Origin of the sequence: Janthinobacterium sp. SUN137 (assembly GCF_030587265.1) — a bacterium.
In the GTDB taxonomy this organism is placed as follows: domain Bacteria; phylum Pseudomonadota; class Gammaproteobacteria; order Burkholderiales; family Burkholderiaceae_D; genus Janthinobacterium; species Janthinobacterium kumbetense.
This window is the reverse complement of sequence record NZ_JAPWHZ010000004.1, coordinates 60,072-81,679: the sequence shown is the minus strand read 5'-3', so window position 1 is coordinate 81,679 and position 21,608 is coordinate 60,072. Positions and strand designations below refer to the sequence as shown.

General features: G+C 63.2%; 19 protein-coding genes. 10 read left to right on the top strand and 9 right to left on the bottom strand.

The window, feature by feature from the left end; all coding sequences use genetic code 11:
* Positions 1-85: 85 nt before the first annotated feature.
* Entirely contained in the window at positions 86-2,956 is a 2,871-nt protein-coding gene (locus O3298_RS20805; RefSeq protein WP_305060439.1) for an insulinase family protein, read from the bottom strand.
* A 283-nt stretch (positions 2,957-3,239) separates the two neighbouring features.
* On the opposite strand from O3298_RS20805, the gene O3298_RS20800 reads away from it, so the two are divergent.
* The 5 genes from O3298_RS20800 to O3298_RS20780 all read left to right on the top strand — a co-directional run bounded on the left by O3298_RS20800 (position 3,240) and on the right by O3298_RS20780 (position 8,402).
* Positions 3,240-4,652, top strand: a complete 1,413-nt coding sequence (locus tag O3298_RS20800; protein ID WP_251349647.1) for an ATP-binding protein — start codon at positions 3,240-3,242, stop codon at positions 4,650-4,652.
* Complete coding sequence (locus O3298_RS20795; RefSeq protein WP_305060438.1) at positions 4,649-5,191, top strand: hypothetical protein; 543 nt, start codon at positions 4,649-4,651, stop codon at positions 5,189-5,191. The genes O3298_RS20800 and O3298_RS20795 overlap by 4 nt, the downstream gene beginning before the upstream one ends.
* Complete coding sequence (locus tag O3298_RS20790; RefSeq protein ID WP_305060437.1) at positions 5,188-6,555, top strand: sigma 54-interacting transcriptional regulator; 1,368 nt, start codon at positions 5,188-5,190, stop codon at positions 6,553-6,555. The genes O3298_RS20795 and O3298_RS20790 overlap by 4 nt, the downstream gene beginning before the upstream one ends.
* 267 nt (positions 6,556-6,822) lie before the next feature.
* Entirely contained in the window at positions 6,823-7,185 is a 363-nt protein-coding gene (locus O3298_RS20785; RefSeq protein WP_034752546.1) for a BON domain-containing protein, read from the top strand.
* A gap of 212 nt (positions 7,186-7,397) precedes the next feature.
* Complete coding sequence (locus O3298_RS20780) at positions 7,398-8,402, top strand: bile acid:sodium symporter family protein (protein ID WP_305056434.1); 1,005 nt, start codon at positions 7,398-7,400, stop codon at positions 8,400-8,402.
* Here O3298_RS20780 and O3298_RS20775 read toward each other — a convergent pair.
* The gene (locus tag O3298_RS20775) at positions 8,399-9,181 is read right to left on the bottom strand and encodes a sterol desaturase family protein (RefSeq protein WP_305060436.1); all 783 of its coding nucleotides are present in this window, start codon (positions 9,179-9,181) and stop codon (positions 8,399-8,401) included. The two genes, O3298_RS20780 and O3298_RS20775, sit on opposite strands and share 4 nt — an antisense overlap.
* Positions 9,182-9,347: 166 nt before the next feature.
* Here O3298_RS20775 and modA point away from each other — a divergent pair, with 166 nt between their 5' ends.
* Genes modA through O3298_RS20755 form a run of 4 tightly spaced genes read left to right on the top strand, consistent with a single transcriptional unit; the run spans position 9,348 to position 12,320 of the window.
* Positions 9,348-10,106 (top strand): molybdate ABC transporter substrate-binding protein, encoded by a 759-nt coding sequence (gene modA / locus O3298_RS20770; protein WP_099665997.1) that lies wholly within the window; start codon positions 9,348-9,350, stop codon positions 10,104-10,106.
* A 15-nt stretch (positions 10,107-10,121) separates the two neighbouring features.
* On the top strand, positions 10,122-10,793 hold the full coding sequence (gene modB / locus O3298_RS20765; protein WP_305060435.1) for a molybdate ABC transporter permease subunit: 672 nt from the start codon (positions 10,122-10,124) through the stop codon (positions 10,791-10,793).
* An 8-nt stretch (positions 10,794-10,801) separates the two neighbouring features.
* Positions 10,802-11,512 (top strand): sulfate/molybdate ABC transporter ATP-binding protein, encoded by a 711-nt coding sequence (locus O3298_RS20760; RefSeq protein ID WP_289918865.1) that lies wholly within the window; start codon positions 10,802-10,804, stop codon positions 11,510-11,512.
* 40 nt (positions 11,513-11,552) lie between these two features.
* A complete protein-coding gene (locus tag O3298_RS20755) occupies positions 11,553-12,320 on the top strand; it encodes a TOBE domain-containing protein (RefSeq protein ID WP_305060706.1) in 768 nt (255 codons plus the stop codon).
* 1 nt (position 12,321) lies between these two features.
* Here O3298_RS20755 and O3298_RS20750 read toward each other — a convergent pair whose 3' ends face one another.
* Entirely contained in the window at positions 12,322-15,396 is a 3,075-nt protein-coding gene (locus tag O3298_RS20750) for a response regulator (RefSeq protein ID WP_305060434.1), read from the bottom strand.
* Between the two features lie 249 nt (positions 15,397-15,645).
* Between O3298_RS20750 and fnr the strand changes: the two genes are divergently transcribed.
* Positions 15,646-16,404 carry a fumarate/nitrate reduction transcriptional regulator Fnr gene (gene fnr, locus O3298_RS20745; protein ID WP_034782711.1) on the top strand — a complete coding sequence of 253 codons (759 nt, stop codon included), beginning with the start codon at positions 15,646-15,648 and terminating at the stop codon, positions 16,402-16,404.
* Positions 16,405-16,407: 3 nt separating this feature from the next.
* Here fnr and O3298_RS20740 read toward each other — a convergent pair whose 3' ends face one another.
* The 6 genes from O3298_RS20740 to ccoN form a co-directional block, all read right to left on the bottom strand.
* Positions 16,408-16,932: a FixH family protein gene (locus tag O3298_RS20740; protein WP_251349655.1), complete on the bottom strand. Its 525-nt coding sequence runs from the start codon at positions 16,930-16,932 to the stop codon at positions 16,408-16,410.
* 102 nt (positions 16,933-17,034) lie between these two features.
* Positions 17,035-18,417, bottom strand: a complete 1,383-nt coding sequence (gene ccoG / locus O3298_RS20735; protein WP_099666002.1) for a cytochrome c oxidase accessory protein CcoG — start codon at positions 18,415-18,417, stop codon at positions 17,035-17,037.
* 2 nt (positions 18,418-18,419) lie between these two features.
* Positions 18,420-19,340, bottom strand: coding sequence for a cytochrome-c oxidase, cbb3-type subunit III (gene ccoP / locus O3298_RS20730; protein ID WP_070278469.1), 921 nt, complete (start codon positions 19,338-19,340; stop codon positions 18,420-18,422).
* Positions 19,333-19,536: a cbb3-type cytochrome c oxidase subunit 3 gene (locus O3298_RS20725; RefSeq protein ID WP_034782719.1), complete on the bottom strand. Its 204-nt coding sequence runs from the start codon at positions 19,534-19,536 to the stop codon at positions 19,333-19,335. The genes ccoP and O3298_RS20725 overlap by 8 nt, the downstream gene beginning before the upstream one ends.
* Before the next feature lies 1 nt (position 19,537).
* The gene (gene ccoO / locus O3298_RS20720) at positions 19,538-20,152 is read right to left on the bottom strand and encodes a cytochrome-c oxidase, cbb3-type subunit II (protein ID WP_070278467.1); all 615 of its coding nucleotides are present in this window, start codon (positions 20,150-20,152) and stop codon (positions 19,538-19,540) included.
* A gap of 15 nt (positions 20,153-20,167) precedes the next feature.
* Positions 20,168-21,595 carry a cytochrome-c oxidase, cbb3-type subunit I gene (gene ccoN, locus O3298_RS20715; protein WP_034782722.1) on the bottom strand — a complete coding sequence of 476 codons (1,428 nt, stop codon included), beginning with the start codon at positions 21,593-21,595 and terminating at the stop codon, positions 20,168-20,170.
* Positions 21,596-21,608 lie beyond the last annotated feature (13 nt).

Genomic DNA, 21,608 nt, shown 5'->3' with positions numbered 1-21,608 from the left:
CTTCTCGGCCACAAATCACTGCCGCTCGCTACGGTTTTGTCAGGCGTTGCAACAGCCAAGTCAAAACACTTGTTAAGCCCACGCCTTAGCTGGCCAGCGCCAGCAGATCGACCACGTCCAGGCCGGCCAGGTCTTGCGTCGTGTTGCCCGCAAACGCGGCGCGGCTCTGCTGGCCGTTTTTCAGCCAGGTGCGCGTGACTTCCTTGATCTGGCTCAGGGTGCAGGTCAATACGCCCGTGCGGAATTGCTGGCGCACGGCTTCCGTCGTGCCGCGCTGCTGCATGTTCCACGCCGTCAGCGCTTCCGCGTACGGCGAATGGGGCTTGTCGAGGCCCTTGATGACGCAGATGATGGCCTCTTCCACTTGTTCCTGCGAGAAATCGCCGTCGAGGATTTGATCCAGGGTCGTGCCGAAGTCGGCGTACGTGCCGGCCAGGCGCGGATCGCGGTAGGAACTGAGGGTAAACGTGCCGGCGCCGGCCGCATAGCTGGCGCTGCCGCCATACGCGCCGCCTTTTTCGCGCAGGGCCGTATGCAGCACCTGGTTGGTCATCAGTTCGGCGGCCACGGCCAGGGCGGACGCGTCCGGATTGTGTACGCCAGGCACGGCCCAGGAAACGAAGCAATGGTTGATCTGGCTCGTCGCATGCAGGGCCGTGTTGGCCAGCGGCAAGGCTGCCGGCGCTGGCGTTGCCGTCGCTACGGCCGCGTCCGTGTTGGCTGCCGGCAATTCCAGCAAGCGGGCCAGGGTGATGCCATCTTGCTCCAGGCCGGCGCACAGCACGGTTGGTTGCTGGGCGATGATGTGCGCGTGCAGGGTGTCGAGTTCGCGCGCGATTTCCTGCAAGCCTTCGGAGGTCTTGCTCAGCTGCTGCAAACGGCGGTAGAACGGCAAGGCCGCCGGGCCGCCGACGATGTCGTCGAAGCGGCGCGTGGGCGACAGCGGTGCCGCCGCGGCCAGCATGGCGTAGCGGTTGCCCGATTCGGACAGGCTGCTCAATTTGTCTTGCACCAGGCTTTCGATCAGGAAAGCCAGGCGCTCTTCTTCATCGAAGCGGGGCTTGGCGATCCAGGCCGACAGCACGGCGGCGATCGCCGCGTGTTCTTCGCGCAAGCCGCTGGCCGAGAACGACAATTCCACGCGCATCGCCTGTTGCGGGCGGGGAATGGCTTCCAGGCCGATGTGGAACGATGGCACCATGCTCTGGCGCCAGGCGCTGGCGTCGTCGAACGACATGTCGCCCACGCCCAGTTCCGGCGCCAGGTCCGTGTACAGACGCAGCCAGGGCCACGACGCTTCCGGCAAGCCCGACACGTCGTACAGCACGTTGGCATAGCTGATGCCATTCGAGGCAATGCTGAACGCCACGGCGCCGTCGACGGCGGCAGGAATCGGCAGTGCCGGGCGCGGCAGCGCGCTGACGTCGCCGGGGCGGATGCGCGGCAAGACTTCCGAATTCGACGGCAGTTGCTGATGCGCTTCCAGCGCGGCGGACTCGGCGATGATGTGTTCGCGCTCGGCGTCCGTCAGGCTGGCCTGCAGGGCCGCCAGCTTGGCGTCTTCCTGCGCGGCGCGGTCCGTGAAGTAGGCGCTGTCGGGCACCACGTGCGTCGTCAGACGGGTTGGATTGGCGATCAGCTCGCGCACCAGCTGCTTGAAGAATTCCGGGTCTTCGATTTGCTGTTCCAAGGTTTCCAGGATGTCCGCATTGTCGAAGGCATCCATGACGTTGCCGTCGTACATGGCCAGCGGCAAGGCGTGCAGCAGGCGGCCCAGGCCGTAAGGCATGCGGCCGCTGCTGATTTCGCGCTGGCTGTATTTGATATCGCGCAAGGCCGCGTGCAGCACGGCGGCGGGAATGCCCTCTTGCGCCGTCTCTTCCAGGGCCGTCCAGATGCGCTGGTGCGCATCGGCGATCTGTTCCTGCGTCAAGCCTTCCATGCCGATGTGGAACACCATCTGGCGGATGCCCGCGTCGCGGCCATTCATGTCCGATGGGCGGCCATAGCCGGCCGATTCCATGGCGCGCATGACGGGCGCCGACGATTCGCCCAGCAAGCCGTGCGACAGCAAATGCGCGTGGTAGTAGGCGATGGGGTCGCTCGACTCGCCCATCAGCCAGGCGAATTGCAGGCCGAATTCATCGTCGCGTGCTTCCTGCGATGGAATTTTCACCACGTTTTCCTGCGGCGCCGTCCACGCGGGCGCCAGTTGCGGCAGGCGGCGCGGGCTGAAGCCGCTGAGCTTGGACAGCACGCGTTCGGCCACCTGCTCTTGCACGGCCGACGCTTCGATATTGCCGGCGGTCATGATCACGGCTTGCGAAGGGTGATAGTGGCTGGCGTGGAATTCTTTCAGCATTTCATGCGTCAGCTCGGGGATCACCAGCGGATCGCCGCCCGATTCCACTTCATACGTCGTGCCCTTGAGCAAGGCGCTGGCGATGCCGCTGTCGAGCGCGCGCATGGGGCTGTTGAAAGCGCCCTTCATTTCATTGAAGACGATGCCCTGGTACACCAGCTTGTCGCCTTCGAACGCATGGCGCCAGCCTTCCTGGCGGAAATTCAGGTAATCGAGATTCGGGAAGAAGGCCGCGTCCAGGTAGACGTCGAGCAGGTTGAAGAAATCCTTGCGGTCGGTGCTGGCGAACGGGTACACGGTGCGGTCCGGGTAGGTCATCGCATTCATGAAGGTGGCCGTCGAGCGGCGCAGCATCGAGAAGAAGGGGTCGCGCACGGGGTAGCGGGCCGAGCCGCACAAGGCCAGGTGCTCGAGGATGTGGGCGCGCCCGTCGCTCACTTCCGGCACAGTGGGAAAGGCCACCAGGAACACCATCTCAGCCTGCTCGGTATGCATGTGGATATGGCGCATGCCCGTTGCTGGCTCGACATATTGCTCGATGGTTGCCTGCAAGACTGGAATGAAGTTGCTGCTGACTTTTTCAAATGTGCTCATGCGGTATGGGATCTCTGCGGTAGGTGATTCGGAGTGTCGGTGGGGCTGCATCACATGTGGGGGCAAAGTGGCGTAATGCCAGGGCCGGGGCCACTTTGATGCCTGTATGAAGCTTTTCTCTATTGTACTAGGAGTATCTGCGCGCCGCCGCCATGGCTTGCTTGCCGATCGCAAAAGCAACAACATTGTCAGATGGGCTATTTTTTGACAGGTGGCGCCTCGCGATGAACGCTTAGCGTACCATGCGCCTTTTGCACTCCAGACTGAACCGAAGGCGCCCATCTTGTCCCGACTTTCCTTTCGCCAACTGCTATTTGCCGCCTTCATTTTGACGACGGGCATTTTGACGGCCACCTCCGTGCAAGCCCTGCTGACCCTGGAACACCTGGCGCGGCTGGGGCGCGAGACGGCGGCGCAGGCGATTGCCTTGACGGAACAGTCGCAGCGCCTGTCCGAGCGCACGCTGGCCATGGAGCGCAGCGCACGGCAATTCCTCGTGCTCGACGATCCCGTCTTCCGCGAGCGCTACGCGGCGGCCCGCGACGAAGCGACGGCGGCGCTGCAAGTGCTGAACCGGGCCACGCCCGAGTTCGCCCCGCAACTGGCCGACGAATGGACGGTGCAGGCGCAAGCGGCGTGGGAAGTCTTGCAAGCGGGTAAGCGCCGCAAGCGCGATGGTCACGCCGTCGTGTACCGCGCGTTTGCCCGCATGACGCAGATCAATGACAGCCTGGCGCGCGAAAGCAAGACGGAAATCGGCAGCCGCAACGACGCCCTGCTGGCCGAGCTGGAACGCCAGCGCCGCTTGCTGGGCGTGCTGGTGGGGGGAGCCGTGCTGCTGGCGGCCGTGCTGGCCACCTGCTTCGGCTTTCTGTTGTCGCGCCCGCTGCGCCGCATCGAGACGGCCATCGAGCGCCTGGGCGACAAGCGCTACGACCAGCCCATCGTCGTCGGCGGCCCGGCCGACACGCGCCGCCTGGGCCAGCAGCTCGACTGGCTGCGCCAGCGCCTGGCCGATCTCGATGCCGACAAGGAACGTTTTCTGCGCCACATCTCGCATGAGCTGAAAACCCCGCTGGCGGCCCTGCGCGAAGGCGTGGCCTTGCTGGAAGACGAGGTGGCGGGCAAGCTCAGCGACGGCCAGCGCGAAATCGCCGGCATCCTGCAGCAAAACACGGCGTCCCTGCAAACCCAGATCGAAGACTTGCTGCGCTACAATACCGCCGCTTTTGACGCCCAGCATTTGGCGCGCAGCAAGGTGGACTTGCTGGTCTTGCTGCAAGATGTGGTGGCCGGGCAGCGCCTGCAATGGCTGGCGCGCCGTTTGACGGTCGAGGTGCAGGGCGCGTCGCTGATCGTGCAGGCCGACCGCGACAAGCTGGCCACGGCCCTGGCGAACCTGCTGTCGAATGCCGTGCGCTTCAGCCCGGAAGGCGGCACCGTGCGTTTCACCCTGTCTGGCGAAGGCGGCCGTGTGCGTATCGACTGCACCGACGAGGGCGCCGGCGTGGCGCCCGAGGATGCCGCGCGCATCTTCGAGCCGTTTTACCAGGGCGTGCGCCAGGCGGCCGGCGCGCGCAACGGCAATGGCATCGGCCTGTCCATCGTGCGTGAATATATCGCCGCCCACGATGGCAGCGTCACTCTTTTACCGCGCCCCGCCGGCGCGCATTTTCGGATAGAACTGCCCTTATGATGACGAGAATTCCCCTGGCCGGCATGGCCGTCTGCGCGCTGCTGTTGGGCGCTTGCGCCGCCAAGCCCCCCACCCAGACGCCCGTGCTGGTGCAGACGCCGCCGCGCGTGGTCGTGGTAGCCGATCCCCAGCTGACGGAATTGCTGGCGTATCAGGGCGCCTTGCGCCTGATGACGCCGTCGGAACTGGTGAAGGCGCAGCTGGACATGGCGAAGGCCGATCACGCGCCGCCCAACACCATCCGCCGCGCCATGCTGCAGGCGGCCTTGCGCGGCACGGGCGACCTGGCCCGCGCGCAGGCGCTGCTCGAGCCGTTGCTGACGGCCACGGGCAAGGACGCGCAACTGCTGGCGCCGCTGGCGCAATTGCTGGGCAGCCAATATGCGGAACTGCGCCGCCAGGACGAGGGCATCGACAAGCTCAACACGCAGCTGCGCGACGCCCAGCGCCGCATCGACCAGCTCAACGAAAAGCTCGAAGCGCTGAAAAACATCGAGCGCAGCCTGTCCGTGCGCCCCGCCGCGGGAGCGCCGAAATGAGCGAGCACGCCCACATCTTGCTGGTCGACGACGATCCCGACCTGTTGCGCTTGCTGACCATTCGCTTGAAGGCGGGCAACTATCGCGTGACGGCCGTGGGCAGCGCGGAAGCGGCGCTGGCGCGTCTGGCCGTGGAATTGCCCGCCCTGGTTATTACCGACGTGCAATTGCCGGGCCGCGACGGCCTGGCCCTGTTCGATGAAATCCGCCGCCAGCATGCGGCCCTGCCCGTCATTTTGCTGACGGCCCACGGCACCATTCCCGACGCCGTCGACGCGACGGCGCGCGGCGCGTTTGCCTACCTGACGAAACCGTTCGACGGCAAGCTGCTGATGGAAAAAGTGGCGTATGCCATCAACTTGTCCACCGTCATGCCGGCGCCCGCGTCCGGCGACGAGAGCTGGCGTGCCGAGCTGATCAGCCGCAGCGCGCAGATGGCCGAGGTGCTGGCCGAAGCCAAGCTGGTGGCCGGGTCCGATGCCAGCATCCTGATCCGCGGCCCCAGCGGCACGGGCAAGGAATTGCTGGCGCGCGCGCTGCACAACGCCAGCCGCCGCGCCAAGGCGCCGTTCATCGCCGTCAACTGCGGCGCCATTCCCGAGCAGCTGCTGGAATCGGAACTGTTCGGTCACGTCAAAGGCTCGTTTACGGGCGCCGTCGGCAACCGCGAAGGCTTGTTCCAGGCGGCCGATGGCGGCACCCTGTTCTTGGATGAGATCGGCGACATGCCCTTGCCGCTGCAGGTGAAACTGCTGCGGGTGCTGCAAGAGCGGGCCGTGCGCCCCGTGGGCGCCGACCAGACGCGTCCGGTGGACGTGCGATTGTTATCCGCCACGCACCGCGACCTGGACGTGGCGATGGCCGAGGGGCAATTCCGCGAAGACCTGTATTACCGCCTCAATGTCGTGACCTTGACCCTGCCGCCGCTGGCCGAGCGCCGCGAAGACATTTCTCTGCTGGCGAACCATTTCCTGCAGAAGCTGGCGGCCAAGTATGAGAAACCCCTGAACGGCTTTGCGCCCGACGCTTTGACGGCCCTGGTGGCGGCGCCTTGGCCCGGCAATGTGCGCCAGCTGGTCAATGTCGTCGAGCAAGTGTGCGCGCTGGCCACGGCGCCGCTGGTGCCCTTGAGCCTGGTGCAGCGGGCCTTGCGCGTGCCCTCGCTGGAAGCGCTCAGCTACAACGAAGCGAAGCAGCGCTTCGAGCGCGACTACCTGATACAACTGTTGCGCCTGACGGATGGCAACGTGGCCGACGCGGCCCGCCTGGCCGACCGCAACCGCACGGAGTTCTACCGTTTATTGCAGAAATACGAGCTGACGCCGGCCCTGTTCCGCGGCGAAGGCGACCCTGTCGCTGAATAGCGACAAAAATAAAGTATTAATAATCAATGACTTATTGTAAAACATTGATATTGTTGCCACAGGCTGTCGCTGGCAGACGACAAAAAGCCCGGATTTTCGGCCCGGAACGCCGCGAAACGGGCAGGAAAAATCGAGTCTAAAGCTAAGTCGTTGATTTTGAATGGAAATTAAAAGCTGGCACGGTGCTTGCTGTATGGGTAGATGTGACGCTTCAAAGTGTTGCTTTATCCAAGTAAGAAGCTTTTAACTTCATTGAGAGGAACTACCATGCAAACATCGAAACTGTTCAATACCCTGGTTGCCGCTATCGTACTGTCGGGCGCCTCGATCACCGCTTCGCATGCCGCTGACTCCGCACCAAAAGCACAAGCTCCTGCTGACACCGTCGTGGCCGCCAATGCCGCCGCAGCCGTCCCTGATGAAACCATTACTTCCTCGGCCAAGGCCGCCCTGAGCGCCGATGCGCAAGCCGCTGCCCTGCCCGTCAAGGTGGCAACCCAGCAAGGTGTGGTCGTCCTGTCGGGCGACGTGCCGAGCGCCGAAGCGGGCGACCGCGTCGTGCAGATCGTCGCTTCCGTGAGCGGCGTGAAAGAAATCAAGAACGAGCTGAAAGTCAAAGCCGCCGGCTAAGCCCTCGCGCTGTACTTTACTCCGGGTTGCCCTGTCTGCGGACAGGGCATTTTTTTGTCCGCACGGTTTTACCTGGCCAGCCATGCCGATGCCGCCAGGCAAGGAGCAGGGAAATACAAGTAGAATAGCCAGCACTGGCGCCGCTCCCGGCGCTGTTTGTCATCCCCGGCACAGCATTCTGTTGCAAGGCTGCGCCGTTACCAGGCTACCGCATGTCTTCTTTTTCTCCCGCTGCCCTGTTGCGCAATCTGAAACCCGATAACTTCACCATCGCCCTGCTCGTCACCGTGGCGCTGGCCACGTTTCTGCCCTGCACGGGCCAGACGGCCGTGGTCTTCGGCAATATCACCACCGTCGCCATCGGCGCCCTGTTCTTCTTGCACGGCGCCAAGCTGTCGCGCGAAGCCGTGGTGGCCGGCGCCATGCACTGGCGCCTGCACTTGCTGGTGCTGGCCAGCACCTTTGTCCTGTTTCCTCTGCTGGGCCTAGCATTGCGCCCGCTGGCGCTGACCTTCCTCACACCTGACCTGTACATGGGCATCTTGTTCCTGTGCGCCTTGCCGTCCACCGTGCAGTCCTCCATTGCCATGACCGCCATGGCGCGCGGCAACGTGCCGGCCGCCATCTGCAGCGCTTCGGCCTCGAACTTCATCGGCATTTTCCTCGCCCCCATCCTGGTGGGCTTGCTGGTGGCCAAGGGCGCGGAAAGCAAGTCGTCGGTGGACGCCGTGCTGTCCATCGTCCTGCAACTGCTGCTGCCCTTCCTGGCCGGCCAGTTCCTGCGCCGCTGGATCGGCCGCTGGGTCGACCGCCACAAGGCCACCCTGAAGTACGTCGACCAGGGTTCGATCTTGCTGGTGGTCTATACGGCCTTCAGCGAAGCCGTCAGCGAAGGCCTGTGGTATACGATTTCGGTGGAAACGCTGGTGGCCCTGGGCCTGATCAGCCTGCTGCTGCTGGCGCTGGTGCTGGGTATTTCGACCTTTGTCAGCCGCCGCCTGGGTTTTAACAAGGAAGATGAAATCGCCATCGTCTTTTGCGCCTCGAAGAAAAGCCTGGCCAGCGGCGTGCCCATGGCCAAGGTGCTGTTTTCCACGCGTTCGCTGGGCATGGTGATCTTGCCGCTGATGCTGTTCCACCAGATTCAGCTGATGATTTGCGCCGTGATCGCGCAAAAGTATGCGCGGCGCGACGAGGCGGCGGCGGTGCGCGTCTAGGGGATGGACGGGGCCTTGCTGCGCACCGGCCACGTCAGCGCGTCAAGCAAGGTGCCCGGCGCCTTGCCCGTGTCCAGCCCCGTCGGGGGATATTCTCCCGCGCGGGGAATATGGTGGGTGCCGAACAGCCAGTCGAAGACGGGGAACAGCCCCGCGAAATTGCAGTTGAAATGCTCGGCTTGCACCGAGTGATGAACGCGATGGTACTGCGGAGAATTGCACAGCATCCAGTAACGGCCAAAGCCGACCCGGACATTCATGTGTGGGAAAACATGATACAAGCTCAGTATCCCGTACATTCCCAGAATCACCATATTGGTCTTGAATAAGATCCCCGCCAGCAGATAGATACTGAGTGCCTTGATGCCCGCTTCGGCCCAATAGTGCCGCGTCGTTGTGCTGGCATTCATGGCCGTATCGCTGTGATGGAAGGAATGCATGGCCCACATGGCAGGTATGCGGTGTTGCACGCGATGAAAGACGTATTCCAGAAAATCCATGGTCAGGGCATACGCGAGGAAGGCCGGCGCCAGCATCCAGCCTGAAGAGGCTAGATTGATGAGCCCGCCGCCAGCCGCATTGACAAGCTGTACCGTGACGATGGCCGTGAGCGGGGCCAGCATGGCGCCGCTGGCGGCATAGATGAGCATATACGCAAGATTGAAGCGCGACGCCCCCGAAGGCTGTTGCTGCAGGGGATGCCGCCTCTCGATGAGCAATGCCAGAAGAATGACCGCCAGGAGCATCAGGGGGCCAAGCAGTAGCGCTGCGTATCCCATCGTTTACCCCTGGAAAGTAGTGGATAGTTGTCTCTTGTTAAAAATAGTCCGCCCATTCCCGCCTGTCAATGTCATTGGCATTGCCTTGACCCATGCAATGGCAGAACGCTATATATAAGTGTATATTACGCTCCTTGTTCACCGTTCACTTTACAAGGATACGATCATGCGCCTCACCTCCCTCGCCCGCCTGCTTGGCACCGCCCTGCTGGCCACCGCCGCCACCTCCGCCCTTGCCGGTGAAGTGGTGGTGTCGGCCGCGGCCAGCCTGACGAATGCGTTCAAGGATGCGGCGCAGAGCTACGAGGCGCAGTATCCGGGCAGCAAGGTGTCCCTGAACTTCGCCGCCTCGGGCGTGCTGCTGCAACAGATCGTCAAGGGCGCGCCCGTGGACGTGTTTGCCTCGGCGGACCAGGAAACCATGGATGCGGCGCAAAAGCAGGGCTTCGTCCTGCCGGCCGACCGCATGGATTTCGTCGGCAACAGCCTGGTGCTGATCGTGCCGCACGATAGCAAGCTGGGCATCAAGAACTTGAGCGACCTGACGCACAAGAGCGTGACCCGCGTGGCCATCGCCAATCCGGCCAGCGTGCCCGTCGGCCGTTACTCCGAAGGCGCGCTGAAGAAGGCGAAGCTGTGGGACGCCGTGCAGCCCAAGGCCATCGGCACGCAGAACGTGCGCCAGTCGCTCGACTACGTGGCGCGCGGCGAAGTCGATGCGGGCTTTGTCTACGCCACCGACGCGGCCATCATGAAAGACAAGGTGAACGTGGTGCTGGACGTGCCACTGGACGCGCCCGTGCTGTACCCGATCGCCACCATCAAGGACAGCGCCAACCAGGCTGAAGCGAAGCGCTTCGTCAGCTACCTGCAGACGGCGCCGGCGCAAGCCATCCTCGCCAAGTACGGTTTCAAGAAGCCATAAGGTAAACGAACGCGCATGGATATCGCCTGGACCGCGCTGGCCCTGTCGCTCAAGGTAGCGGCGTGGGCCACGGCGCTCAATTTGCTGCTCGGCATCGGTACGGGCTATGTGCTGGCGCGCACGCGTTTTCCCGGGCGCGAGCTGCTCGACGCCCTCATGACCCTGCCGATGGTGATGCCGCCCACCGTACTCGGCTATTACCTGCTGGTGCTGCTGGGCCGGCGCGGCACGATGGGCATCTGGCTGCAGGATAACTTCGGCATCAACCTCATCTTTACCTGGCAGGGTGCCGTGATCGCCTCCACGGTGGTCGCCTTTCCCCTCGTCTTCAAGCCCGCGCGCGCCGCCTTCGAAGCGGTCGACGGCCAGCTGGAGCAGGCGGCCCGCGTGCTGGGCATCTCGGAGCTGGCGATCTTTTTCCGCGTGACCTTGCCGCTGGCCTGGCGCGGCATCCTCGCCGGCGTGCTGCTGGGCTTTGTGCGTGCGCTGGGCGAGTTCGGCGCCACCCTGATGGTGGCCGGCAGCATCCCCGGCAAGACGCAGACCCTGTCGGTGGCCGTGTTTGAAGCCGTGCAGGCGGGCCAGGACGAGGTGGCCAATACGCTGGTCCTGATTATTTCCCTGGTCTGCATCGTGGTGCTGCTGTCGGCGGGCCGCCTGGCGCCCGGACGCATCGCGCACAAATGATGCAGATGATGACGCCTATGCAACTCGACCTCGACCTCCGCGCTACCTTGCGCTCCGGCAAACGCCGCTTCGACCTGCAGGTGCAATGCACTTCCAGCAGCCAGCGCATCGCCATGTATGGCCCGTCCGGCGCCGGCAAGAGCATGACCCTGAAAGCCATTGCCGGCCTCTTCACGCCGGAGGCGGGCCATATCCGCCTGAACGGGCGCACCCTGTTCGATTCCGCCGCCGGCATCAATTTGCCGCCGCAGCAGCGCAATGTCGCCTATCTGTTCCAGGATTATGCGCTGTTCCCGCACCTGACGGTGCGCCAGAACGTGGGCTTTGGCTTGCGCCGCGGCTGGTTCAATCCGCGCGCGCGCGAAAAATTGCAGAAGGTCGAGCATTGGCTCGACGCCTTCCACCTGCAGGAACTGGCGCACCAGTTTCCCGACGAGTTGTCCGGCGGCCAGCGCCAAAGGGTGGCGCTGGCGAGGGCGCTCGTGGCCGAACCGGCCGCGCTGCTGCTCGACGAGCCGTTTGCCGCCCTCGATCCGGCCCTGCGTGTCAAAATGCGCCTGGAGTTGAGCCAGTGGCAGCAGCGCCTGGACGTGCCCATGATCCTGATCACACATGATCCGGAAGATGCGCGCATTCTGGGTGAACATGTGCTTTACTTGCGTGACGGACAAATTGACAGCATGGAAGAAAATAAGGCATTGGGTGAACGCATTGGATAAATCAGCGGCAGCGGAAATCGGCCTGCAAGGCTCGGTATGGATGACGGTGGGCGGAGAACACCTGGGCGGCGCCGGCCGGGTGGAATTGCTGGGCGCCATCGCCGAATGCGGCTCCATCACGCAGGCGGCCAAGCTTGTGAAGATGAGCTACAAGGCGGCCTGGGACGCCATCGACGCGATGAACAACCTGGCTGGCGAACCGCTGGTCGAGCGCCTGACGGGCGGCAAGGGCGGCGGCGGCACGCGGCTGACGCCACGGGGGCGCCAGCTGGTCGACAATTTCCGTATCATCGAGCGCGAGCATGCCCGCTATCTGCGCCAGCTGGGCAGCCAGGCGGAAGGCATCGCCGACGATCTTTTACTCATACGGAGAATGGCCATGAAAACCACGGCACGCAATCAATTCCTGGGCAAGGTGGCCGAAATGAAACAGGGCGCCGTCAACGATGAAGTCACCCTGGAATTGCCCGGTGGCCAGCACATCGTGGCCATCGTCACGCAGGGCAGCAGCGCGAGCCTGGGCCTGGTGCCGGGCGCGGAAGCGTTTGCGCTGATCAAGGCGTCATCCATCATCCTCGTGACGGACAGCCAGGGCGCGCGTTTTTCCGCGCGCAACCAGCTGGCCGGAGTCGTGACGCGCGTGCAGACGGGCGCCGTCAACACGGAAGTGGTGCTGGACTTGCCGCGCGGCGGCACGATTGCCGCCATCATCACCAACCAGAGCAGCACCGACCTGGGCATCGAGCTTGGCAGCAACGTGACGGCCATCTTCAAGGCGTCCAGCGTGATTCTGGGCGTGCCCGCCTGATTTAATCCTGCAGGCGCGACAACCAATCCGCCGCCGCCGCCAGCGCCTGTTCCAGTTCCTGCGCCGTGTGCGCCAGCAGCGCCGGCACCTCGTCCAGGCGGCCCGCATCGATGGCTTCCTCGGTGGCGAACGCGGCGCGGATCAGGCGTTTCGTGCCCAGGGTGCCGACGGAGCCGCGCACGCTGTGCAGGATGCGCGCCACGTCGCTGTGGCGGCCCGCCTGCAACGCCGTTTCGGCGTCGCGCACGGGCGTCATGCCCTTGTTCAGCGCGTCTTCTACCATGCGCCGCAGCACGCCGCGCCCCTTCGCATCGCGTCCCATCACGCGCATCAGCGGCGCCATGGAAAACACTTCTTCATCGGCGATGCGTGCCGGCTCGGCCGTCTGTACTTGCGGGCGCTTGGGCAGGTGGCGCAGGATGACTTCCATCATTTCTTCCACCACTACGGGCTTGGCGATGAAATCGCTGATGCCGGCCGTCATGCAGCGCTCGCGCTCGGACGCCAGCACGCCCGCCGTCATGGCGATCACGGGCAGGTGCAAGCGCAGTTCCGTGCGGATGATGTGGGTGGCGCTGAAACCGTCCATGACGGGCATCTGCATGTCCATCAGCACGATGTCGTAGCGCAGCGCTTCCGTGCGCAGCCGTTCCACGGCTTGCAAGCCGTCGCCCACCACGTCCAGGGTGGCGCCCATGTGTTCGAGGATGCCGCGCGCCACGGCCTGGTTCAAATGATTGTCTTCCACCAGCAGGAAATGCACGCCGGCCAGTTCCGTGCCCAGCGGCTGGTGCAGCATGCGTTGCTCGCCGCCGTCGTCCTTGGCGATCAGCGCCTGGTGCAGGGCGTCGAACAGGCTCGATCCCGTGATCGGCTTCATCAGCACGACGTCGGCCTCGGCCGCGCTGGAGATTTCTTCCAGGTGGTTGCGGGCGAAGGCGTTGACCATCACCACGATGGGCTGGCGCTGGCCGCTGGCCGCCTGGCGGATGGCCTTGGCCGTGGCCAGACCGTCCATGACGGGCATGTGCCAGTCGGCCAGCACCACGTCGTACGGTTGCTGCTGCGCCAGGCGTTCGCGGTACAGCTCGATGGCGGCAAAGCCGGAGTCCACTTCGTCGGCCAGCCAGCCCCACGCCTCGATCAGCTTGACGATCAGTTCGCGCGTGGTGCGGTTGTCGTCGGCCACCAGCAGGCGCAGCTGGCCCAGCGCCGGCGTGCGCCGCGTTTCGGCCGGCTGCGCCAGCATTTCGAAGGGCACGCTGAACCAGAAGCGGCTGCCCTTGCCTTCGCTGCTGGCGACGGCGATGTCGCCGCCCATCATGTGGATCAGCTGCTTGCTGATGGCCAGGCCCAGGCCCGTGCCGCCGAAGCGCCGCGTGATGCTCTGGTCGCCCTGGGAAAACGCGGCAAACAGCTGCTGTTGCTGCAGTTCCGTCATGCCGATGCCCGTGTCGCGCACTTCGAAGCGCAGCCAGGCGCGGCCGTTTTCGTTCTCGGCCAGGCTGACGGCCACCACCACTTCGCCGCTCTCCGTGAACTTGATGGCGTTGCCGGCCAGGTTGACGAGGATTTGCTGCAGGCGCTGGGCGTCGCCCACGAGGCGCCGCGGCACGTCGGGCTCGACGGCGATGGCCAGTTCCAGCTCCTTTTCGCCCGCATTCATCGTCATCGTCGTGGCCAGGGTATTCATGACTTCATCGAGGTCGAATTCGACGGGCGACAACTCCATGCGCCGCGCCTCGATCTTCGAATAGTCGAGCACGTCATTGAGGATGCCCAGCAGCGACTGGCCCGCCACTCTGACCATGGTCAGATACTTGCGCTGTTCCGTGTCGAGCCTGGTATTGCCCAGCAAATACACCATGCCCAGTACGGCATTGAGGGGCGTGCGGATTTCATGGCTCATGTTGGCCACGAAATCGCTCTTCGCGCGGTTGGCCGCCTCAGCGCGGTCGCGTTCCTGTTCCAGCTCCGCCGCGCGCGATTCGAGTTCCTGCTGCAGGCGGTCGCGTTCGCTCATCAGGCCGTTGAACGCTTCCGTCAGTTCGCCGATCTCGTCGCGCTGCTGCACCGGCACGGGCGTGAAGCGGCTGCCGCTGGTGCGCAGGGCTTGCAGGGTGTCGCGCAGGCGCACCAGCGGCGACAGCAGGCGCACGGTGACCCAGCCCAGAACAAAGGCGGCCAGCAGCGAGGCGAGGATGCTCCACAGCACCAGCCGGTACAGCACGCCATCGAACGGTTCGAAGGCATCTTCGACGGGGAGCGAGGCGGCCAGCAGCCAGTTCACGGATTTCAGGCGCTTGAAGCTGTTGACGGCCGTGATGCCGCGGCTGTTGGTGCTGACCATGCTGCCTTCGCCATCTTCCTTCAGCAGCTGGGTCGTCGTCAGGTTGGCGTTCGGCTTGCGCGGTTGCAGCAAGCGGCTGGTATCGGGGTGCAGCACGTAGCGCGGCACGGCGCCGCGCGTGAGGATGAAGTAATAGCCGTTCTTGCCGATCTTTTCCGAGCGCAGGCGGCCCAGCAGGTTGTCCTTGTACAGGCGCAGCACGCCGATCACCACGCCGGCCACCTGGCCATCGGCGGCCAGCACGGGCGCCACCATCTGCACGATGGGCATGCCGCTCGACTTGCCCAGCATCGGTTCGGTGATCATGGGCTGGCGTGTGCGCAGGACGGTCTGGAAATACTCGCGCTCGGCGACGTTGATGCCGGCGCGCCCCGCTACCTCCGGCATGTCGGCCACGACGGCGCCATGCGCGTCGAGCACCAGCACGTCATCGAACAGCACCAGCATCGAGCGGCGCGAATAGTATTCGCGCAATTGGGCGGGCCGGGCGATCAATTCCGGCGGCTGCTGTCGGGCCGTCAGGGTGACGATCTGCAGCAGCATGCCCAGCTTGTCGTCGAGCTCGGCAGCGGTGCGGGTGATCAGGGACGATTGCTGGCTCAGCAGTACTCGGGTGAAGTCGTCGCGCATGTGCTGCACCTGGATCATGGTGACCAGCGCGATCATGGCGATCGAGGTCAGGCTGGTGGCCAGCGCGACTTTTGCTTTAATGCCGAGAGGCTTCATGATTTCCTTTTCAGTACCGGGCGGCACAGGCGGCAGATAATGCTGTCAGGAATTTTCCTATCAATGCCCCAGCTTGGCAAGCGGTGCCGCGCAAATTGCCCGTCCCGGATGGGCTTTTGACGATGTTGCCATATAATTAAAGGCTGGACGTCGTTTATTCGCCGAATTTACGGTGAAATTGGCATACGGCAACCCTGTATGCGGCTGTATGCAGTAAACTTGTTGTTGCATTTTCTAAAAGGTACCGACATGACTGAAGCGCTACTCACTCCAACCTTGCCCACCGTGAACGTGGAGGCGTTGCGTGCGCGATGCTCGACCTGCAGCATGCATCAATTGTGCCTGCCGATGGGCCTCGATGTGGGCGACATGGACAGGCTGGACCAGATCATAGGCCGCCGCCGCAAGATCGTGCGCGGCGCCTCGCTGTTCCGTATCGGCGACTCGTTCCAGAACCTGTATGCGATCCGCCTGGGGCATTTCAAGACGTACCAGATCAATCCGGGCGGCGAAGAGCAGGTGACGGGCTTCCAGATGGCGGGCGAACTGCTGGGCATGGACGCCATCAGCGCCGACCGCCACCACTGTAATGCGGTGGCGCTGGAAGACAGCGAAGTGTGTGAAATCCCGTTTTCCAGCCTGGAACAATTGCTGGGCAATATGCCGACCCTGCTGCGCCATTTCCACCGCATGATGAGCCAGGAAATCACGCGCGAGCAAAGCGTCATGCTGTTGCTGGGCAATATGCAGGCGACGCAGCGCTTTGCCGCCTTCATCGTCAACCTGGCGTCGCGCTATGAAGCGCGCGGCTATTCGGGCAGCAATTTCCAGCTGCGCATGTCGCGCGAGGAAATCGGCAACTACCTGGGCCTGACCATCGAGAGCGTCAGCCGCCTGCTGTCGAAGTTCAAGAAGGAAGGCTGGCTGCGCGTCTCGAACCGGGAAATTGAAATCCTGCAGCCGGCGAAACTGAAGGCGATTACGGCCGGCACGGACGTCTGCAAATAAGACTTACAGTTCCTCGTCCGCATGCAGCGCGATGCTGCGCTGCAGCGGCCAGGTCCAGATGCCGGACAGGCGCCACTCGCGTTTGTCGTTTTCCACCAGCACTTGCCAGCGGCTGCGCTCGAGCATCGGCAGCGCCACGGAAAAATTGCCGGCCGCATCGGGCTGTACCAGCACCTTGATATCCTTTTCCGGCAGGGTCGCATGCGCTAGGTGCAGCTGCAAAGGCGCCTGATAGGCCTTGCCGAAGCTGTGCACGGAACCGGTCAGGCGCGCTTGCGCCACGTCATACGACAGGCGCGTATCCATCGCCAGGTCGCTGGCGATCGTGTCGCGCTTCAAATCCTGGTTGATCGCCTTGCCCTGCTTGTAATAATCGCCCACCACCAGCGCATCGGGCTGCGTAAACGCGATATAGCCCATGAAGCTGCCGACGACCACGGACAGGCCGGGGCCGATCATCAGCAGCCATGGCCAGCGATGCTTGTACCACGGTGCAACGGGTGCTTGCAGTTTCAGACTGTCGGACATGATATTTCTCCTGTTTAATCAGCCAGTCCCCGCATGGGGACCGGCCTTCCTGCAACTTCGTGGCGGCGGCGAGGGCACCCGGTCCCCGTCCGCCTTTCCTTGTTAACGTGGCACGATGAATACCGCGCTTTCACGCACATGCAGCGATGGGTCGTCCAGCGATTGCAATTCGATCGCAATCTTGTTCGAGCCCTTCTCTCCCACGCCGTGCGGCACGCGCAGGCGGATCGGCCAACCCAGCGTTTCCGTCGGCTGCAAGGTCACTTCTTCGCGCGTCAGCAAGGTCAGGCCCGGCAAGCCGGAAGCGCTGATTTTGAAATGCTGGCTTTGCTCCGATGTGTTCATGATCTGCAGGCGGTAGACGTTTTCGATCATGCCGTCTTCCACTTCGCGTCCCATGGAACCGCGGTCGCGGATCACGTCCATTTTCAGGGGCGTGCGCAGGGCCAGCGAAGTACACACGGCGATGATGATCAGGGCCAGGATGGAAGTGTAGATCAAGACGCGCGGGCGCATGGCGCGCTGGCGTATCTGCTTCGAATTGAAGTTGTTTTCCATCGCATGGTCGGTACTGTAGCGTACCAGTCCCCGTGGCCGGTCGACCTTGTCCATCACGCTGTTGCAGGCATCGACGCAAGCGGCGCAACCGATGCATTCATACTGCAGGCCGTTACGGATATCGATGCCGGTCGGACACACCTGCACGCACAGGGTACAGTCGATGCAATCGCCCAGCTTGTCGTTGTTGCCGGCCTTCTTGCTCATGGCGCCACGTGGTTCGCCGCGCTTGGCATCGTAGGTGATGATCAAAGTGTCCTGGTCGAACATGGCGCTCTGGAAGCGCGCGTAGGGGCACATGTATTTGCACACCTGCTCGCGCAGCCAGCCCGCGTTGCCGTAGGTTGCCAGGCTGTAGAACAAGACCCAGAACCATTCCCAGGGACCGAAGTTCAGCGTGGTCACCGACTGCGCCAATTCCTTGATCGGCGTGAAGTAGCCGACAAAGGTAAAGCCCGTCCACAGGGCGATGGCGCCCCATACCAGGTGCTTGGCCGTCTTCTTGAACGCCTTGCGCACGGAGGGGCCCTGCTTGTCGAGGGCCATGCGCGCGCTGCGCGTGCCCTCGATGCGGCGTTCGACCCACAGGAAAATTTCCGTGTATACCGTTTGCGGGCAAGAGAACCCGCACCACACCCGCCCGGCAATGGCCGTGACGAGGAACAACAAATACGCACAGATGATCAGCAGGGCCGCCAGATAGATGAAATCCTGGGGCCACAGCACGACGCCGAAAATGTAGAACTTGCGCGTGGTCAAATCGAACAGCAGGGCTTGCCTGCCATTCCAGGTCAACCACGGCAAGCCGTAGAACGCGAGCTGGGTAAGCCATACGCATACCCATCGCCAGGTAGCGTAGCGTCCTTTGGCCTCGCGAGGGTAGATTTGCTCGCGGGCCGCATACATCTTGATGACTTGAGGTTCCATTTTTACTTTGCGGGTGCCTGCGGATTCGACAGGCTCCAGACATACGCCGACAGCACGTGTACCTTGGATTCGCCGAGGAAATCGCTGAAGGCCGGCATGGTGTTGCTGCGTCCCTTGCGTACGGTTTCCATGATGGTGTCGGCGCTGCCGCCGTACAGCCAGGTCTTGTCCGTCAGGTTTGGCGCGCCCAGCATCTGGTTACCCTTGGCATCGGCGCCATGACAGGCCATGCAGGCGCCGAACTTGGCCTTGCCCAGCACGGACTTGACGGGATCCGAGGTCGAGCCGGACAGGCTCAGCACATAATGGGCCACGTTCTCGACATCCTTTTCGGAGCCCAGGGCAGCGCCCATCGGTGGCATTTGCCCATTGCGGCCGTGCATGATGGTGGTCTTGATGATGTCGGGTTCGCCGCCATACAGCCAGTCCTTGTCCGTCAGGTTGGGGAAGCCCTTGTTGCCGCGCGCATCCGAACCGTGGCATTGCGCGCAGTAGGTCAGGAACAGGCGCTGGCCGATGGCTTGCGCCTGCGGATCGGCGGCCACCGTCTTCAAGTCCTGGCTCAGGTACTTGTTGAACAGGGGACCGTAGTCGGCTTCCGCCTTCTTCAGCTCTTCCTCGTACTGGCCCGTCGATTTCCAGCCCAGGCTGCCGGCATAGTTGCCCAGGCCCGGATACAGGAACAGGTAGGCCAGCGAGAAGACGATGGTGATGTAGAACAACCACATCCACCAGCGCGGCATCGGCGTATTGAGTTCCTTCAAGTCCTCGTCCCAGACGTGGCCCGTGGTGCCGTCAGCAGGGGCGCCCTCGACCACTTTGATTTTCGACTGCGAGTACAGCAGCACGCCGCAGCCGATGATGCCCAGCAGGGACAGCACGATGATGTAGATATTCCAGAAGCCATTGGTAAAGTCAGCCATGGTTGTGCTCCTTCGCCAGGGTCATCTCGGCCTCGGCCGGATAGTCGAGCGCGTCGTCGGCGAACGGCAGGCGTGCCGCCGCGTCGAAGTCGCTGTTGCTGCGGCTGAACGTCCACCACAGGATGCCCACGAACGTCGTAAAGGAAACCACCGTCATGACGCTGCTGGCGCTGTCAAACAGGTTTTCGATTGCCATGCTAATTCCTTGTTTTGATTAATGTACCGAGGCCTTGCAGATAGGCGACCAGGGCGTCTTCTTCCGTCTTGTCCTGCAGCTGCGCGGGGCCGGCGGCAATCTCTTCATCGCTGTACGGCTGGCCCAGGCGTTTCAGGGCGCGCATCTTCGGCATGATGTCGTCAGGCACCAGCTTGGTCTTCGCCAGCCAGGGGTAGGACGGCATGTTCGATTCGGGCACCACGTCGCGCGGGTTGTTCAAGTGCGTGCGGTGCCATTCGTCGCTGTAGCGCGCGCCCACGCGGGCCAGGTCGGGCCCCGTGCGCTTGGAACCCCACTGGAACGGACGGTCGTAGACGAATTCGCCAGCGACCGAATAGTGGCCATAGCGTTCCGTTTCCGCGCGCAGCGGACGCACCATCTGCGAGTGGCAGTTGTAGCAGCCTTCGCGCACGTAAATGTCGCGGCCCGCCAGGCGCAGCGGCGAGTACGGTTTCAGGCCGGCGACGGGTTCCGTCGTGCTCTTCTGGAAGAACAGGGGAACGATCTCGACGGCGCCGCCGATGCTGATCACCACCGTGACCAGGGCGATCAGCAGCCAGGGGTTTCTTTCAATCCATGCATGTGAAAATTTCATTTGCTTTCGCTCCTATCAGGCGTGCGCCGCGTTCAGTTCCGGAATGCGGGCGACGGGGAGTTTGCTGCCGCGCAGAGTCATCCAGGTGTTGTAGCCCATGATGCACATACCCGACAGGTACAGCAGGCCACCGGCCACGCGCACCACGTAGTACGGATACGTCGCTTTCACGCTCTCGACAAAGGTGTAGGTCAGGGTGCCGTCCGGATTGACCGCGCGCCACATCAGGCCCTGCATCACGCCGGCGATCCACATTGCCGCGATGTACAGGACGATGCCGATGGTGGCCACCCAGAAGTGCACGTCGACCAGGCGCGTGCTGTGCATCTGCGTGCGGCCCGCCAGGCGCGGCAGCAGGTAGTAGATCGAACCCATGGTGATGAAGCCCACCCAGCCCAGGGCGCCCGCATGCACGTGGGCAACGGTCCAGTCGGTGTAGTGCGACAGCGAGTTGATGGTCTTGATCGACATCATCGGACCTTCGAAGGTGGCGATGCCGTAGAACGACAGCGAAACGATCATGAATTTCAGGATCGGATCGGTACGCAGCTTGTGCCAGGCGCCCGACAGGGTCATGATGCCGTTGATCATGCCGCCCCAGCTTGGTGCCAGCAGGACCAGCGAGAAGACCATGCCGATCGATTGCGTCCAGTCAGGCAATGCCGTGTAGTGCAGGTGATGCGGGCCCGCCCACATGTAGGTGAAGATCAGCGCCCAGAAGTGGACGATCGACAAACGGTACGAGTACACGGGGCGCTCGGCCTGTTTCGGGATGAAGTAGTAGACCATGCCCAGGTAGCCGGCGGTCAGGATGAAACCCACCGCGTTATGGCCGTACCACCACTGGATCATGGCGTCCTGCACGCCCGCATACGCGGAATACGACTTGGTGAACGAGGCTGGCATGACGGCGCCATTGACCACGTGCAGAATCGTCACGGCCAGGATGTAGGCGCCGAAGAACCAGTTGGCCACGTAGATGTGCTTGACCTTGCGCTTGATCAAGGTGCCGAAGAAAACGATGGCGTAGGCGATCCAGACGACGGCGATGAGGATGGCGATAGGCCATTCCAGTTCCGCGTATTCCTTGCCGCGTGTCATGCCCAAGGGCAGGGTGACGACGGCGCACAGGATCACCGCTTGCCAGCCCCAGAACGTGAAGGCGGCCAGTTTGTCGGAAAACAGGCGCACCTGGCAGGTGCGTTGTACAACGTAGTACGAAGTAGCGAACAGGCCGCAGATGCCGAAGGCGAAAATCACCGCATTCGTGTGCAGCGGACGCAAGCGTCCGTATGTCAGCCATGGTATGTCGAGGTTCAGGGCAGGCCAGGCCAGCTGAGCGGCGATGATAACGCCAACCAGCATGCCGATGATGCCCCATACCACAGTAGCGACCGCGAATTGCTTCACGATCTTGTAGTTATAGTTCAGCGATTGATCCACAAAGACTCTCCCT